This is a genomic window from Bacillus sp. FSL P2-0099, assembly GCF_038007445.1.
GTDB classification, from domain to species: Bacteria; Bacillota; Bacilli; order Bacillales; family Bacillaceae_G; genus Bacillus_A; species Bacillus_A mycoides.
Window position 1 is genome coordinate 213,568 of record NZ_JBBOXE010000001.1, and the last position, 15,189, is coordinate 228,756.

A 15,189-nucleotide genomic window follows, 5' to 3' on the forward strand; every position below is an offset into this window, starting at 1 on the left:
TATACCTACTCTGTTTTTTTGTGAATAATTTTGTCTTCGTGCTTCATGAAATACTGCGCTAGTTGTATTTTCACCTCTTCTAGTTTTGTAGAAACTTGTGGTATTTTATATCCTACATACAACGGTGAAACGACAAACCTAGGAACAACTTTACAAATGATTTTTCCATTTAGATGATAGAAGAATAAGTTATAACTACTACATCCTTTATGGAAATCTGTCAGTATGTAACGTACAGTTTGCTGAATATAATTGGCCATTTCATCTATAAATGCAATATCTTCAATGATGATATTAAATTCAGTAAAGCCGATAATAGGACGCTCTGAAATATTGAGTTCAATGCGTTCATTTTTTTGAACAATTACCCCTTGGAAATTTGCTTCCTCAATATTTTCAAGATAGTCTACATGTTTCATTCCGATAATTTGCATATGTGCATGATGCAAACTTCCGCCTGAAAATGGACCATGATTTTTGTATAAAATCACAGAAGTGAATTCTTCATTTTCCTGTAAGTTTAACCAATGGAGAATAGAGAAGCGAATTAGTTTTCTCATATGTTCTTCTGTATATGTTGCGATATGGTCTTCGCAATTATCTGTTTCGATTAGCACGGTTTGAAAGGTATCCTGTAATGTAGGGAATTTATTTTTTAACCAAATAATAGAGCCCTCAGTTGCTAAAATATCCGTTAAATTTTCTCTGTCACAAAAAGGACATGCAGTGTTTCTGTTCCGAATACTTTCTGGTTTTTGTTTACCGATATCGTTTGAAAAATATAGTTGTTGTGTATCCATTTTTATTTATGCCCCTTTAAAATATATGTAAAATCCCGCTTAATACATTCGGGAAAAGGAGAAGGAAATCCTTTAAAGGGAATAGGGAAAAATAAAAGACAAGATATCCTCATTGCAATAGGGTACCTTGTCTTTTATTTTTTCTTTAATAGTGTGTATGGATAATATAGAGCATTTTCATTTTGTTTCTTTTTTCTATTTTTTATTGTGTATAAGGCAATTGCTGTACTTGCGATTACAATAATGGCTTTCTTCATATTCATATACCCCTTTTTATTGTTGGTTTAATTCTTGGCTAACTGCTTTCGCATCAACTAAAGCATGTAAGATCATTTTTACCATGTTCATCATAGTTCTTTCCTCCCTTTTATAGTTCGTTTAGTTCTTTTACAACTGCTTGTCCGTTCACTAATACCTCAAAGATTGCTTTTACGATTTCTTTCATCATGATTATTTCCTCCTTGTTTTTGTCTCTCTTGTTTACATCTTTATTGTATAGGGAGGTATCTTTTCGTACTATCGCTTTCCATTACGTGAACATAACAGTTTTGTAAGATTTGATGTCACTTATTGAAATGTTTAGTCTATCTTTATTATTTTCAGAAAAATGACTATTCAAACATAAATCGGGGAAGTATAATAAAGAAGTAAGTATTAAATTCCGTACGAAAGGAGTGAATGAGATGAAATGTTCTTTAGCTACGCGCGCAAAATTTTTAGATTATATCTATATTTGTCGTGCGATTTTTCATGATGTAGTTGTTAACGGGATACGTATGCCCTTTTTTAACAATTGCATAGTAGCTATTGAACGATAGAAGTCTCTTCACCCATTTTTGATAAACGTGTGAAAAGGGAGCTATTTGGCTTCCTTTTTCTATGACAAAAACCATGGGGAATGTTTCTTTCCCATGGTTTTTTATATTGAAAGGAGTACGGAAAATGACAATTTGTAGTGTAAATAATGTAAAGAAATCTTTTGGTGGAAACATCATATTTGAAAATATATCGCTTGAAATAAAGAATGGAGAACGTATTGGATTAGTTGGTCGTAACGGTAGTGGGAAGACAACCATCTTTCAGCTTTTAACAGGAATTGAGGGTTTGGATGCAGGGGCTATTCATGTGAAGAAAGGTACGCGCATTGGTCATGTAGCACAAATTCCAAAATTTAATAATGAAATGAATGTATATGATGTATTAAGCTCCGCTTTTAAAAAGGAAAAAGAGTTGGAGATAGAAATGCATGCTTTAGAAAAAAATATGGCAGAAGAACAGGAATCATCTGCTTTACAAAAATTGATGGAGAGATACGGAGTAATTCAAGAAAGGTACGCGTTTCTCGGTGGTTATGAAATAGAAGCGAATATTATGAAGGTAGCAAATGGTCTACAGGTGACGGAACTATTTTCAAGATCATTTATGGAGTTAAGTGGTGGAGAACAAACAAAAGTAAGCCTTGCGTATATGCTATTGCAGAAACCAGATTTACTTCTATTAGATGAACCAACAAATCATTTGGACTTATTTGCAGTCGAGTGGTTAGAGCAATTTCTAAAAGAGTATACAGGAACAGTTATGGTCATTTCACATGATCGCTATTTCCTTGATGAAGTTGTAACGAAAATTTTTGATTTAGAAGATGGAGAAATTCACGTATATCATACGAACTATTCACAGTTTGTTGAGGAAAAGGAAGAAAGATTGCTTCAAGAATTTCAAGCGTATCAAGAACAGCAAAAGAAAATAAAGAAAATGAAAGAAGCGATTAAGCGTCTACGCGAATGGGCAAATCAAGCGAATCCGCCGAGTGAAGGATTGCATAAGAGAGCGAGAAATATGGAACGTGCATTAGAGCGCATAGAGAAACTAAAGAGACCCATTTTGGATAGAAAACAGATGGGACTTCAGTTTGACGGGCAAGAGAGAAGTGGGAAAGATGTTGTTGTAATGAAAGAAGTGAGTAAAGGATTTGCTGACAGATCTTTATTCGAGAAAGTAAATTTGCATATTCGTTTTCAGGAGCGCGCAGCTATCGTTGGACGTAACGGTACAGGAAAGACTACGTTATTAAAATTACTACTAGAAGAAATGAAGCAAGATACTGGTGAAATTCGGATTGGTAGTAGTGTGAAAATCGGTTATTTATCGCAACATGCGTACGGGAATATGAAGAACAATGTATTGGAAGCTTTCAGAGATTGCGTGGCTGTAACAGAGGGAGAAGCAAGACATATATTAGCTCGTTTCTTATTTTATGGTCCAGCTGTTTTTAAGAAAGTAACACAACTTAGCGGTGGAGAAAAAATGAGGTTAAGGCTCGCGCAACTTATGTATCAAGATGTTAACTTTCTTATTTTAGATGAACCGACGAATCATCTTGATATTGAATCAAGGGAAGTTTTAGAGGAGGCCCTTGAACAATATAATGGGACGATTTTAGCTGTTTCACATGATCGTTATTTCTTAAATAAATTGTTTGAAAAGACATATTGGATTGATGAGCACAAATTATTTGAGTTTGCAGGGAACTATGCATGGGCTCGTCAAAAGTGGGAAGAAAGAATTGAGAAACAAGTAGTAAAACAGAAGCAGCAACAGCAAGGGAATAAAGCGTTAGAAGTAATGCCTATAAAAAAGAAGAAGTCTAGGGATTTAGAGGCAGTTGAAAACGAGTTAATGCATATAGAAGAAGATATATATGCACTCGAATGTAAAATGGAACATGTAGTTGATGTTGAAATGCTTGAACAATTATATGAAGAAAAAACGAAAAAAGAGTTTTTACGAGCGGAGTTATATAATGAGTTAGAGAATATTGTGGAGTAAAGAAAATAGAATGAAAAAGAGCAAGTTGTTTCCTCATATTTTTGGGGAGGGCTTGCTCTTTTTAGTATAATGAAAGCAGAAAAATTGGTATAATTTTCTTGCTGCTGTGATAATAGAATGAACTTTAGGTCACTAAAACGTGGGGGAGAATTTTATGTTAGGATATGCGCGGATTGCTACAATCGTCATGATTTGCTTAGTTTACGCAAATCATGTTTCACGTGAAACAGAAAATTTACAAATTTTTGTCGGTATTGCACTTTTTATTTATATTGTGAATCATATTTTGCTTGTAAAAGCAAAAGGGAGTAGGAAACTTGTTTTTTATACCTTGCTCACAAACGGTATTGTCACAGCGTTATTAGGGTTTTTATTTCCCGAGACATGTTTGTATTTAATTATATTTGGAATTGATGCGGTAGGATTATTTATTCATGATTGGCGTAAAAGGATGACTTATTTTTTTATCGCTTTTTTCTTTCTTTGTTGGTTTATAAATATACTACATACGTATCAACATACAGAGAGTCTGGAATTGGAGAGTAATGCAATTAACTTTATGTTTATCATTTTCAGTGCTTTAGCTGGAAACTTAATAAAAAAACTTACAGCTGCGCGGAAAATGGTAGATGAGCAATATGAGGAATTAGCATTATCTCATACAGCTTTAAAAGAAGCACATGAACAATTAAGGCTATATGCCAAAGAGGTAGAGGAATTGACAGCGGTTCGGGAGCGAAATGATATTGCCCGAGAAATTCATGATACTGTGGGTCATAATATGACAGCTTTGCTTGTGCAGTTGCAACTAGCGGAAGCGCTATGGAAGCAAAACTCAGATACGACAGAAAAGGTTTTACATACATGTTATGAACTGGCTAGAAAGTCACTTCAAGAAGTAAGAGCTTCTGTTCATGCTTTAAAAGAGGAAAGCAAACTAGGAAACATAGTAGAAAATATGCGTGGAATGTTGAATGAATATTCTAAAATGACGAAAGTACAAGCATCTTTTCGATTGCAAGGAGATCCTGTTACAATTCCATTGTCGCTACATCCTACATTACTTCGTATTATGCAAGAGTCTTTAACAAATGCAAAACGTCACGGGAAAGCGAGTTTATGTGAAGTGAGTTTAACTTGTTCAATGAAACAAGTTAAACTCTGTATTTCGGATAATGGTGTGGGAGTCAACGAGGTAAGTCCAGGTTTTGGTTTACTTAATATGAAAGAACGTGTAGAGGAACAAGGTGGAACTATTCAATTTGAGAGTGAGATAGAAAAAGGCTTCCAGTTACAGATTGAATTTCCGCTTCAGGAGAAAACATGGGTAATAGGGGGAACGGTATGATTCGCATTATGATTGTTGATGATCAATCACTCATTCGCGATGGTTTAGCGATGTTATTAAATTTACGCCCAGAACTTGAAGTAGTGGGAACGGCTACGGATGGAGACGAAGTGATACAAAAAGTGAAAGAGCTACATCCTGAAATTATTTTGATGGATATTCGGATGCCTCGTATGAATGGTGTTGAAGGAACACGTTTAGTTAGAGAACAGTTCCCTCATATAAAGGTTCTTATGTTGACGACATTCAATGATAGTGAGCTTATTTTTGAAGCATTGGAGCAAGGAGCGAGTGGTTATTTATTGAAGGATATGGAGACAGATGCAATCGCGCAAGCAATTTTAACGGTGCATAGTGGCGGGGTTGTGCTTCCTCAGGATATAACAGCGCAAATTATAGAGGAATTAAAAAAGACGAAAGTGGCAGTAGAGTGTAACCCACCAGAACAACTAAAACAATTAACTGAGCGAGAAGTAGATGTTTTAAGAGCAATTGGACTGGGGTTAAATAATAAAGAGATTGCCGAAAAGCTATTTATTACCGAGGGAACTGTTAAGAATCATGTTTCTAATTTGATTAGTAAGCTAGAACTGAGAGATCGAACACAAGCTGCGATATACGCAGTAAGGTATGGCGTCACGATGTACACATGACTTTTGGCATATATAAGTGTGAAAAAGCAGCGGAATTTGCTGCTTTTTTATTTTGTATTTCTATCTTAAGGCTGATGGAGAAGAAAAGAAATTTTTCTACAATGAAAGTGTAGATGAATACAAAGGGGCTGAATCAATATGTTAGTCATAGATCATATTACGAAATCATTTGGCAAGAAGGAAATCGTAAAGAATGTTTCTTTTGAAGTGAAAAAAGGTGAAACATTTGGGTTGCTTGGACCAAACGGAGCGGGGAAATCAACGACGATATCAATGATTTGCGGGTTAATTCCATACGATAGTGGTGATATAAAAGTTGGTGGGAAATCTGTAAAAGAGTATCCATTAGAAGCGAAAAAGAAAATCGGTATTGTCCCGCAAGACATTGCGCTGTATCCGACACTTTCAGCAAAGGAAAATTTAATCTTCTGGGGAAAGATGTACGGTTTAAATGGAAAAGTTGCAAAAGAGCGGGCAGAGGAAGTGTTAGCTTACGTCGGTTTACAGGATCGGGGAAAAGATAAAATTGAAACATTTTCAGGTGGAATGAAAAGGCGTATTAATATTGGTGCAGCACTTATGCACGAACCAGAGTTATTAATTATGGATGAACCGACAGTCGGGATTGATCCGCAATCGAGAAATCATATTTTAGAGACTGTTAAAAAGTTAAATGAAAAAGGTATGACGGTCATTTATACGAGTCATTACATGGAAGAAGTTGAGTATTTATGTGAGCGAATTGCCATCGTTGATCATGGAAAGGTAATTGCACTAGGAACGAAAAGAGAGCTATGTAATCGTCTAACAGATGGGTTTATGGTGAAATTGCAATTAAATCGCTACAGTACGGAACTGCTACAAAAGTTGAAGGCACTACCTGTTGTTGAGCGGATTATTTTTGACGAAGATAGTAGCACGATTGATATTGGACTAAATGGTGGCGAGGCAATTGGCATAGTTGTTTCAGAAGTTGTTGAAAACAAAGCTCAAATTTTAAAACTGGAAGTAAAAGAACCGAATTTAGAGGCACTTTTTTTACAATTAACAGGACGTTCACTTCGTGATTAAGGGGGTTAGTACGAGATGAGAAGTTTCATTATTGCATGGAAAGATTTAAAAATCCGTTTAATTGATCGGCGCGGATTTATGATGATGTTAATTATGCCACTTGTATTAACGGCCATTTTAGGTTCAGCATTAAGTAATGTATTTGAGAGTGGTGGACTACCGAAAACAGTAATTGGCTATTATCAAGAGGGAACGGATGAGTTTGCAGATGTCTTTCAAAAAGATGTATTGCAATCTAAAGAAATAAAAGATGATGTGAAAGTAAAGGTAGTTAATTCTCAGGAAGAGCTTGAAGATATGTTAAAGGGAAAGGAAATCGATGTAGGAATTGTCATCCCAAATAAATGGAGCGAACAAGTACAAGATGGAAAATTAAAAGAACCAAAGGTGCTTATAGACCCATCAAAAGATATACAAGCAAAAATTGCTGAATCAATGATCCGCTCTTTTTCAGAACGTGTTCAAACAGTCGCAGTATCTACTAAAAGTGTTGTAACAGAATTAGCAAAATCTCAGCAGAGTGATGTAGCACAAGTTGCAAAAGAGGTAAGTGGAAGTCTACAGACGATAGCAACTGCAAGTGTGGGTAACATCCAAAAAGGAACGGTAGGCAAAAAAACAGTTGCAGCGATGCAATATTATGCAGCAGCAATGTTAGTCATGTTTTTACTATATAACATAACAGTAGGTGCAAAGTCAGTTGTAACAGAGCAACGAACTGAAACGTTGGCACGTTTGTTCAGTACACCGACGAGCTCATTTTCAATTTTATTCGGGAAGTTTTTAGGTACATTACTATTTGCCTGTATACAATTTGGAATATTTATAGTTGCTACACACTTTATGTTTCATGTGGAATGGGGCGCAGATGTGTCTCAAATAGTAGTGTTGGGAATTTCTTATGCAATTTGTGTTTCTGGTTTATCTATGTTAATCGCCGCTTTTATTCGTGAGGAAAAAACGGCAGATTTAATGGGGGGAATCGGTATTCAAATACTAGCTATATTAGGAGGATCAATGTTACCGATTTACGTATTTCCCGATACACTTCAAACAGTTGCGAATATTGCTCCGAATAAATGGGCACTTACGAGCTTCTTAAATATTATGTCGGGAACATCTTGGGATGTGCTATTCCCTGTCATTTTAAGTTTATGTAGTGCAGGAATTATCTCCGTTATGATTGGAACGTTACGTTTACGTACGAGATAGGAGGGGAAATGATGAAGAAAGTTTGGGCGCTTTGTTGGCTAGAATTAAAACAAATTTTAATTAAGCCACAAAGTTATATACTCATGTTTGGAATGCCTATTATTTTTACACTCATTTTCGGTGGACTTTTAGGCGGAAGTGGGAATGAGAAAGTAAATGTTAGTTTAGTAGATAAAGATGGTTCTGTATTATCTGGCAAGTATTATGAGGAAATAAAGAAAAGTGATTTAATTTCTATAGAAAAGGTAACGTATAGGGAAGGGATACAGAGGATCGAAGATAAGAAAGCATCTGGTATAATCATCATTCCGAAAGATTTTCAAAAGAGTATGCTAGATGGAAAAGTAGAAAATATTCAATTTCAAGCCAGTGCTGATTTTACGGGTGGAACTTCTGTAGAGCAAGTATTAGCAAGTGCATTAAAAAAGATGGAGATAGAAGTTAGTGCAGCAAGAGATTTTGAGAAGAAAAGTAACACTTCGTGGGAAACGATGTATGAAACAATTTATACAAAAATAGATCCTGTTTCGATTCAAAAAGAATTGATTTTACACGATGATCAAAAATTAAATAACGTTACAGGGCGAGCGGCAGGTTTTTCAATTCTATTCGTCATGATTGTCATGTTAAGTGCGACGGGAACTATTTTGAAAGCTAGACAACTTGGTGTTTGGTCTCGTTTATTAGGGGCACCAGTTTCAAAAGTTCAAATACTAGCAGGATATATCCTTTCCTTCTTTTTAATAGGGTGGATTCAATTTGGTGTTTTAATGATATTAACGCATTCATTATTTGATGTGCAGTGGGGAAATTTATTAGGGGTTATTACACTCGTTTCAGTATTGCTATTAGCGGTTATTGGTCTAGCTTTATTATTGGCAAGTATCGTGAAAACAACAGAACAGCAGTCCGCACTAGGGAATATCGTTGTAATTTCAACGTGTATGATTGGTGGTCTTTATTGGCCAATTGAAATTGAGCCTTCATGGATGCAAGCGGCGGCAAATTTTGTTCCGCAAACGTGGGCGGTGCGTGGCTTTACTGAGTTAATTGTAAGGGGAGGTACATTAGCTGATATAGGAGGATATATTGGTATACTCATTTTATTTGCAGGAGTATTTTTCGTAATTGGTTTAACAAGAATACGTTATGACTGAAAAAAGAAAGCAGAGTTACAGCTTTACGCGCTGAACTCTGCTTTCTTTTTGTGTGGTATCTTCCCTTGTTGAAATTATAATAGCGATCCCGAGCATAATAAAAAAAGCTAAAAAGAGGACGAACTTTGGGAAGAAAGGGAATAGTAATAAGGCCCCGACTATTATGATTGTTAATAATACATAGTGCAGGACATATTGGAATAGGTTGTCCATATTTTCGCCCCCTTCTTGGTAGTTAATTGTTATTATTCTATGCGGGACTATTAGGTAATAGAAGGTGTTTTTTATTTTTTGAAAGACATCAATTAGCAAGGATTGACATAACTAGTGAAAAGGAATAATCTTGAAATTAATTCATACTATTTTTATAGGTAAAGTAAAGATAGTTACAGAATTGGCGTTATGTTACCACTTAATAAAAAAACAGGAAAGTAAGGGTGAGAATTATGCGAAAGGTTTTTAAAGGGTTACTTGTTACGTTTCTTAGTACATCGGTTTTATTAGCAGGATGTGCTCAAGAAGAGACAAGTACAAATGAAGCAACAAAGATGCCGAAAGTAAAAGATGAGTTTATTAAAGCGAGTGACAAAGCAAAAAGTCCAGCAAAGGCAAAAGAAAGAAAAGATACCTTTGTAGTGGGAATGCCGAGCCCTGGCGGGATATTCCTTCCGCATTTTATGGAAAATGGGTGGGATGGTAATATAACACAAGCTATCTTTGCTCCTCTCATTGGATTGGATAAGGAGGGGAAACCAATTCCAATTCTAGCGAAGAAATGGGATATTTCGGAGGATCAGCTTACATATACGTTTCATTTGAAAGATGATTTAAAGTTTAGTGATAGTTCACCGTTAACAGCGGATGACGTAGCATTTACATTAACTTTACTACATGATCCAACTTATAGTGGTGCAACGGACATAAGCCAAACAGCAATAAAGGGTGGGCAAGCATATAAAGAAGGAAAGGCTACATCTATTGAGGGGATTCAAGTCATCGATCCGAAAACAATTACGATTACAACTGAAAAGGTAAATGCCCAAACATTATCGTTAATTGGTGGAGAAGTTATATCAAAAGCTTATTACGGTAAAGAATATAAGCAAGGGAATTTAGAGTATTTAAAAGAGTTATATGGAAAACCGATGGGAGCAGGAGCTTATAAACTAGATAAATATATTCCAGGTCAAGAAGTTCGTTTTGTAGCAAATGAAAATTATTTTGAAGGTAAACCGAAGATTGAGCACTTTATTTATAAAATTACAAAAGGTGATACGAAGCTGCAACAATTTCAAGCGGGCGAAGTAGATTATGATGGCTTCACGACAAATGCGGAGACGATTGAACAATTAAAAGAGTTAGGCTTTGCTAATGTTAATGTGTATACGGGAAGTTCATACGGTTACATTAAAATGAATTATAAGAAGTCATACTTTAAAGATAAACGTGTACGCCAAGCGTTTATTTATGGATTAGAGCGTCAAAAGGTCATTGATACATATTTCCAAGGATACGCTTCACTCGTTAATGTACCAATTACACCAGTTTCGTGGGCGTATACAGAAGAAGGAATCAATAAATACGAATATAATTTAGAAAAGGCGAAGAAATTGCTCGATGAAGCTGGGTGGAAAGCTGGATCAGATGGTATTCGTGAAAAAGATGGCCAAAAATTGAAGGTAAGTTATTTTGCTTCTTCTGCAAGTAAAATCAATGATGTGATGATCCCCGTTATGAAGGAGGATTATAAAAAGATGGGGGTAGATTTCAATCCTGAATACATGGACTTTAATACGATGATTTCCAAGGTAATTAAAGGAGATTATGATTTAGCGATGGTCTCCACACCGATGATTGATGATCCGAGCGGAACAATTGAGGAGTTTGTTTCGACAAGTAAGCGTAATTATGATGGATATCATAATCCGAAAGTAGATGAATTAGCTAAGCAGGCATTAGAAACATTGGATATTGAAAAACGAAAAGAAATCTATAAAAAACTATATCAAGAGTTAAGTGAAGATCCACCTGTTATTTTCTTAAACAATAGTAAAGTCGTGTCTGCACATAATGCACGAATTCAAGGATTACAAGAAGATAATTATAATGGTATTTTGTTAAGTTTACCTAAATTGAATATTGCTCAATAATTTTTGGGGAATTATCGAAATATTTATATAGAAATAATTGACAAAATATACTGAAAGATATAAGCTAATAACCATAAAGTCTACCGGAAAAGTCGGAATAAGATTGTTACCCCTCAAAAACAACTATTTTTTTATAACCAAAACCGACTTTTCCGATTGGCTATAAAATGTTGCTGTGGGAGGCATACATTAGGCAAGCAGTTCATAAGGTGTAATTATTAAAAAAAAGTTAGGGTGGGGACAATGAAGAAAAAGACAAAAAAATGGGCTGGTGTATTTTCGGTATTACTGAGTAGTTCGCTTGTGTTATCTGCTTGTGGGGGACAGGAGGATACGGCTTCTACAGAACCAGTAAAACAGCAAGATTTAAAAAATATAAAAGTTGAAAATATTGCTGCGACAGATAAGACGAAAGTACCAGATAAAGCGAAGAATAGAAAAGATACGTTAGTAGTTGGCATTAGTAAACCAGGAGGCGTATTTTTACCATATTTCCAACAAAATGGTTGGGATGGAAACGTCACTTCAGTTATTTTTGCATCCCTTGTATCTACAGATAAACAAGGAAAACCAACTCCAGAATTAGCTGAGAAGTGGGATATTTCCTCTGATCAGTTAACATATACATTCCATTTACGTAAAGATTTGAAATTTAGCGATGGTTCACCATTAACAGCAGATGATGTAGCGTTCACATTGACGCTTTTACATGATAAGGCATATGAGGGTGACAAAGACATTTCTCAATATGCTGTTAAAGGTGGTAAAGAATATAAAGAAGGAAAAGCAACTTCTATTGAAGGAATTCAAGTTGTTGATCCACAGACAATTAAAATTACAACTGAAAAAGTTAATTCACAGGCACTAACAGCCTTAGGTGGAGAGGTATTATCAAAAGCTTATTATGGAAAAGATTACAAACAAAATACAAGCTTAGATTACTTAAAAGCGTTATATGAAAAACCGATAGCTGCGGGTCCATATAAATTTGAAAAGTATATCCCAGGGCAAGAAGTGCGATTTGTAGCAAATGAAAATTATTATGCGGGTAAACCAAAAATTCCAAACTTCATTTATAAAATTACTTCTGGTGATACGAAGCTTCAATTATTCCAAACAGGTGAGGTTGACTACACTGGCCTAGGTACTGGTGACGAAGTTCTTGAACAGGCTAAGGCTTTAGAATTTGCAAATATCCAAATCGAAACAGCAGCGTCATTTAGCTATATTTATATGAATAATAATAAGCCGTACTTAAAGGATAAAAAGGTTCGTCAAGCACTTATTTACGGATTAGATCGTAAAAAATATGTTGATACAGCATTGAAAGGATACGGTACGGTAGCTAATGTACCAATTCATCCAACTTCTTGGGCTTATACGGAAGAAGGAGTTAATAAATATGAATACGACAAAGAAAAAGCGAAAAAATTATTAGATGAAGCAGGATGGAAAGTTGGTTCGGATGGAATTCGTGAAAAAGATGGTCAAAAATTAAAGCTTTCTTATTTCGGCCCAAGTTCGGCTAAAGATAGCGATTTATTAATTCCGATTGCAAAAGAGAATTATAAAGAAATAGGTGTAGAATTTAACCCTGAATTTATGGACTTTAATACTATGCTTTCGAAGGTAAACAAAGGTGATTATGATTTAGCTTCTGTTTCGACACCAATTACAAGTGATCCGAGTGAAACAGCTGGTGAATATTTGTCGGGTGTCAATGAGAAGAGTCTTGGTTATAAAAATGCAAAAGTAGATGAGTTAATTCAAAAGGGTATTGAAACGGTAGATATTGAAAAACGTAAACCAATCTATAAAGAACTGTATAAAGAATTAAGTGATGATCCACCAGTAATTCTATTAAACTATCGTAGAACAATTACTGGTTATAACGGGAATATAAAAGGAATTGACCCTGAAAAATACAATAGTATTAGTGCAAACTTACCAGCTCTATCTATCGAAAAATAACGAGAAGAATGTATAAGTAGAAGACATTTTTTCATTCGGCAAGTAGTGTGCCGCTTTGAAAAAATGTTCTTCTATTTTAAGCATAAGATTGGAGAGAAAAAGGGTGAAAACATATATCATTCGTAGGCTGTTACAAATGATTCCTACACTGTTGGGGACATCGATTATTATCTTCTTCCTGTTCGCACTTCTTCCAGGAGATTATATTGATTCAAACCCGAAGATTACACCGGAAAGAGCAGCTGAACTTAGGGAATTGTATGGATTGAATAAACCAATTGTTGAGCGATATTTTCACTGGCTAGGTAATGCATTGCAGGGGGACTTTGGTTTTTCTCTTCAATATCAAGAATCTGTAACGTCATTATTAAATAAATTTATATGGAATTCGTTTATTGTTGCGATTATTGCATTGTTCTTTATTTGGCTAATTGCACTTATTATCGGTGTATTTTCAGCGACAAAGCAACATTCTTTATTCGATAAGCTTGTAACAATTGGTGTATTTGCAGCGATGTCATTTCCTTCATTCTTTATCGGTTTGTTTTTAATTAAAGTGTTTGCGGTTGACTTTAAGCTGTTACCGATAGGCGGGATGATTGATGTTGGGAGTAATTCAACTGGGCTTGCTTACGGAATAGAAGTTGCAAAGCATATGGTTTTACCCGTATTTATTTTAACTCTTCTTGGAGTTGGCTCATTAACTCGTTATTTTAGAACGAGTATGTTAGAGGTTGTACGGCAAGATTACATTCGAACGGCTAGAGCAAAAGGTTTAAAGGAGAAGACCGTTATTTATAAACATGCATTAAAAAATGCAATTTTGCCGGCTATTACATTGCTTGCATTTGAATTACCAGGGTTGTTTTCAGGGGCAATTATTATAGAACAAATTTTCAACTGGCCAGGTATCGGTAATATTCAATTAGAAGCACTAAATTTTCGTGATTATACGGTATTAATGGCATTTACGATGTTTCTTTCGTGTTTGACAATTGTTTCAAACTTTTTAGCGGATATTGTATATGCAGTTGTTGATCCACGTATTCGGTTGAAGTAAGGGGGGGAAAGAGATGGAAACTGTTACAGCAACTACGGAAAAAAAAGAAAAAAAGAAAAGAAGGAATGAATCATCGCCGTGGAGGCAAGCTTTTAAAAGGATAAAGAAAAATAAAATGGCACTTATAGGATTTTACGCATTAGTTTTTATGTTTTTATTTTGTTTTATTGGTCCATTCTTTTCACCGTATGCATCAGGAAAAATACAAGTTACGTTAATTAACAAACCACCTAGTTTTTCTCATTGGCTTGGCACAGATCAATTAGGAAGAGACATTTTAACGAGGCTTATGCAAGCAGGACGGATTTCATTAACAATTGGCTTATCCTCAATGGTGTTATCCGTTATACTAGGTGCTTTATTAGGAGCGATTGCAGGTTTCTACCGTGGTATCGTCGATAATATTATAATGCGTCTTGCAGATATTTTAATGTCGATGCCAGGATTACCGTTACTTATTATAATGGGAGCTATTTTATCAGAATGGAAAGTACCATCTGATTATCGTCTTTATGTCATTATGATCATTTTAAGTTTAGTAGGTTGGCCAGGACTTGCACGCCTCGTACGAGGTCAAATTTTATCGCTGCGAGAACAATCGTTTATGCAAGCTGCTGATGTACTCGGGATAAACGATTACCGGAAAATTGTATATCATTTAATCCCAAATGTTCTGCCGATATTAATTGTTGTATCCACATTAGGTGTTGCAGGTTCTATTTTAGGAGAGTCTGCACTAAGTTACCTAGGACTTGGCGTTGTCCCGCCTACACCATCGTGGGGAAATATGATTAGTGCAGCAAACTCATTAATCGATTTCCAAAAGCGTCCGTGGTTATGGATCCCGCCTGGTTTTGCAATCTTTATAACAGTTGTATCAATTAATATACTTGGCGATGCACTTCGTGATGCATTAGATCCAAAGATGAAGCGGTAGG

14 protein-coding genes are annotated in these 15,189 nt (G+C 35.4%); 11 read left to right on the top strand and 3 right to left on the bottom strand.

The features are described from left to right. Window positions 1-5: 5 nt before the first annotated feature. Both MKY90_RS01220 and MKY90_RS01225 read right to left on the bottom strand, forming a co-directional pair. Window positions 6-800, bottom strand: a complete 795-nt coding sequence (locus MKY90_RS01220; protein WP_098168770.1) for a DUF4931 domain-containing protein — start codon at window positions 798-800, stop codon at window positions 6-8. 134 nt (window positions 801-934) lie between these two features. Next, a complete protein-coding gene (locus MKY90_RS01225) occupies window positions 935-1,063 on the bottom strand; it encodes a hypothetical protein (protein WP_002029408.1) in 129 nt (42 codons plus the stop codon). Between the two features lie 420 nt (window positions 1,064-1,483). Between MKY90_RS01225 and MKY90_RS01230 the strand changes: the two genes are divergently transcribed. From MKY90_RS01230 to MKY90_RS01260, 7 genes are all read left to right on the top strand, one after another. After that, entirely contained in the window at window positions 1,484-1,618 is a 135-nt protein-coding gene (locus MKY90_RS01230) for an RAxF-45 family protein (RefSeq protein ID WP_002139888.1), read from the top strand. A 124-nt stretch (window positions 1,619-1,742) separates the two neighbouring features. Next, complete coding sequence (gene abc-f, locus MKY90_RS01235; RefSeq protein ID WP_063218198.1) at window positions 1,743-3,629, top strand: ribosomal protection-like ABC-F family protein; 1,887 nt, start codon at window positions 1,743-1,745, stop codon at window positions 3,627-3,629. A 154-nt stretch (window positions 3,630-3,783) separates the two neighbouring features. Then, window positions 3,784-4,977: a sensor histidine kinase gene (locus MKY90_RS01240; RefSeq protein ID WP_098168771.1), complete on the top strand. Its 1,194-nt coding sequence runs from the start codon at window positions 3,784-3,786 to the stop codon at window positions 4,975-4,977. Beyond that, a complete protein-coding gene (locus MKY90_RS01245) occupies window positions 4,974-5,630 on the top strand; it encodes a response regulator (protein WP_063218196.1) in 657 nt (218 codons plus the stop codon). Before MKY90_RS01240 ends, MKY90_RS01245 begins: the two co-directional genes overlap by 4 nt. Before the next feature lie 138 nt (window positions 5,631-5,768). After that, window positions 5,769-6,701 (top strand): ABC transporter ATP-binding protein, encoded by a 933-nt coding sequence (locus tag MKY90_RS01250; RefSeq protein WP_000960163.1) that lies wholly within the window; start codon window positions 5,769-5,771, stop codon window positions 6,699-6,701. A gap of 15 nt (window positions 6,702-6,716) precedes the next feature. Continuing rightward, on the top strand, window positions 6,717-7,913 hold the full coding sequence (locus tag MKY90_RS01255; protein WP_078185468.1) for an ABC transporter permease: 1,197 nt from the start codon (window positions 6,717-6,719) through the stop codon (window positions 7,911-7,913). Between the two features lie 11 nt (window positions 7,914-7,924). After that, window positions 7,925-9,070, top strand: a complete 1,146-nt coding sequence (locus MKY90_RS01260) for an ABC transporter permease (RefSeq protein WP_098168772.1) — start codon at window positions 7,925-7,927, stop codon at window positions 9,068-9,070. 15 nt (window positions 9,071-9,085) lie between these two features. On the opposite strand, the gene MKY90_RS01265 is transcribed toward MKY90_RS01260, so the two are convergent. Next, entirely contained in the window at window positions 9,086-9,283 is a 198-nt protein-coding gene (locus MKY90_RS01265; protein ID WP_002115459.1) for a hypothetical protein, read from the bottom strand. Window positions 9,284-9,516: 233 nt separating this feature from the next. On the opposite strand from MKY90_RS01265, the gene MKY90_RS01270 reads away from it, so the two are divergent. From MKY90_RS01270 to opp4C, 4 genes are all read left to right on the top strand, one after another. Beyond that, complete coding sequence (locus MKY90_RS01270; protein WP_063218193.1) at window positions 9,517-11,220, top strand: ABC transporter substrate-binding protein; 1,704 nt, start codon at window positions 9,517-9,519, stop codon at window positions 11,218-11,220. Between the two features lie 243 nt (window positions 11,221-11,463). Next, the gene (locus MKY90_RS01275; RefSeq protein WP_000730686.1) at window positions 11,464-13,191 is read left to right on the top strand and encodes an ABC transporter substrate-binding protein; all 1,728 of its coding nucleotides are present in this window, start codon (window positions 11,464-11,466) and stop codon (window positions 13,189-13,191) included. Between the two features lie 103 nt (window positions 13,192-13,294). Next, window positions 13,295-14,251: an ABC transporter permease gene (locus tag MKY90_RS01280; protein ID WP_002091399.1), complete on the top strand. Its 957-nt coding sequence runs from the start codon at window positions 13,295-13,297 to the stop codon at window positions 14,249-14,251. Between the two features lie 13 nt (window positions 14,252-14,264). Then, window positions 14,265-15,188, top strand: a complete 924-nt coding sequence (gene opp4C / locus MKY90_RS01285) for an oligopeptide ABC transporter permease (RefSeq protein WP_341090131.1) — start codon at window positions 14,265-14,267, stop codon at window positions 15,186-15,188. Window position 15,189: the final 1 nt, after the last annotated feature.

What these genes read in the sequence shown, in the direction of transcription:
- MKY90_RS01220 (WP_098168770.1), bottom strand. Translation starts at nt 800, where the DNA reads ATGGATACACAACAACTATATTTTTCAAACGATATCGGTAAACAAAAA.
- MKY90_RS01225 (WP_002029408.1), bottom strand. Translation starts at nt 1,063, where the DNA reads ATGAATATGAAGAAAGCCATTATTGTAATCGCAAGTACAGCAATTGCC.
- MKY90_RS01230 (WP_002139888.1), top strand. Translation starts at nt 1,484, where the DNA reads ATGAAATGTTCTTTAGCTACGCGCGCAAAATTTTTAGATTATATCTAT.
- abc-f (WP_063218198.1), top strand. Translation starts at nt 1,743, where the DNA reads ATGACAATTTGTAGTGTAAATAATGTAAAGAAATCTTTTGGTGGAAAC.
- MKY90_RS01240 (WP_098168771.1), top strand. Translation starts at nt 3,784, where the DNA reads ATGTTAGGATATGCGCGGATTGCTACAATCGTCATGATTTGCTTAGTT.
- MKY90_RS01245 (WP_063218196.1), top strand. Translation starts at nt 4,974, where the DNA reads ATGATTCGCATTATGATTGTTGATGATCAATCACTCATTCGCGATGGT.
- MKY90_RS01250 (WP_000960163.1), top strand. Translation starts at nt 5,769, where the DNA reads ATGTTAGTCATAGATCATATTACGAAATCATTTGGCAAGAAGGAAATC.
- MKY90_RS01255 (WP_078185468.1), top strand. Translation starts at nt 6,717, where the DNA reads ATGAGAAGTTTCATTATTGCATGGAAAGATTTAAAAATCCGTTTAATT.
- MKY90_RS01260 (WP_098168772.1), top strand. Translation starts at nt 7,925, where the DNA reads ATGAAGAAAGTTTGGGCGCTTTGTTGGCTAGAATTAAAACAAATTTTA.
- MKY90_RS01265 (WP_002115459.1), bottom strand. Translation starts at nt 9,283, where the DNA reads ATGGACAACCTATTCCAATATGTCCTGCACTATGTATTATTAACAATC.
- MKY90_RS01270 (WP_063218193.1), top strand. Translation starts at nt 9,517, where the DNA reads ATGCGAAAGGTTTTTAAAGGGTTACTTGTTACGTTTCTTAGTACATCG.
- MKY90_RS01275 (WP_000730686.1), top strand. Translation starts at nt 11,464, where the DNA reads ATGAAGAAAAAGACAAAAAAATGGGCTGGTGTATTTTCGGTATTACTG.
- opp4C (WP_341090131.1), top strand. Translation starts at nt 14,265, where the DNA reads ATGGAAACTGTTACAGCAACTACGGAAAAAAAAGAAAAAAAGAAAAGA.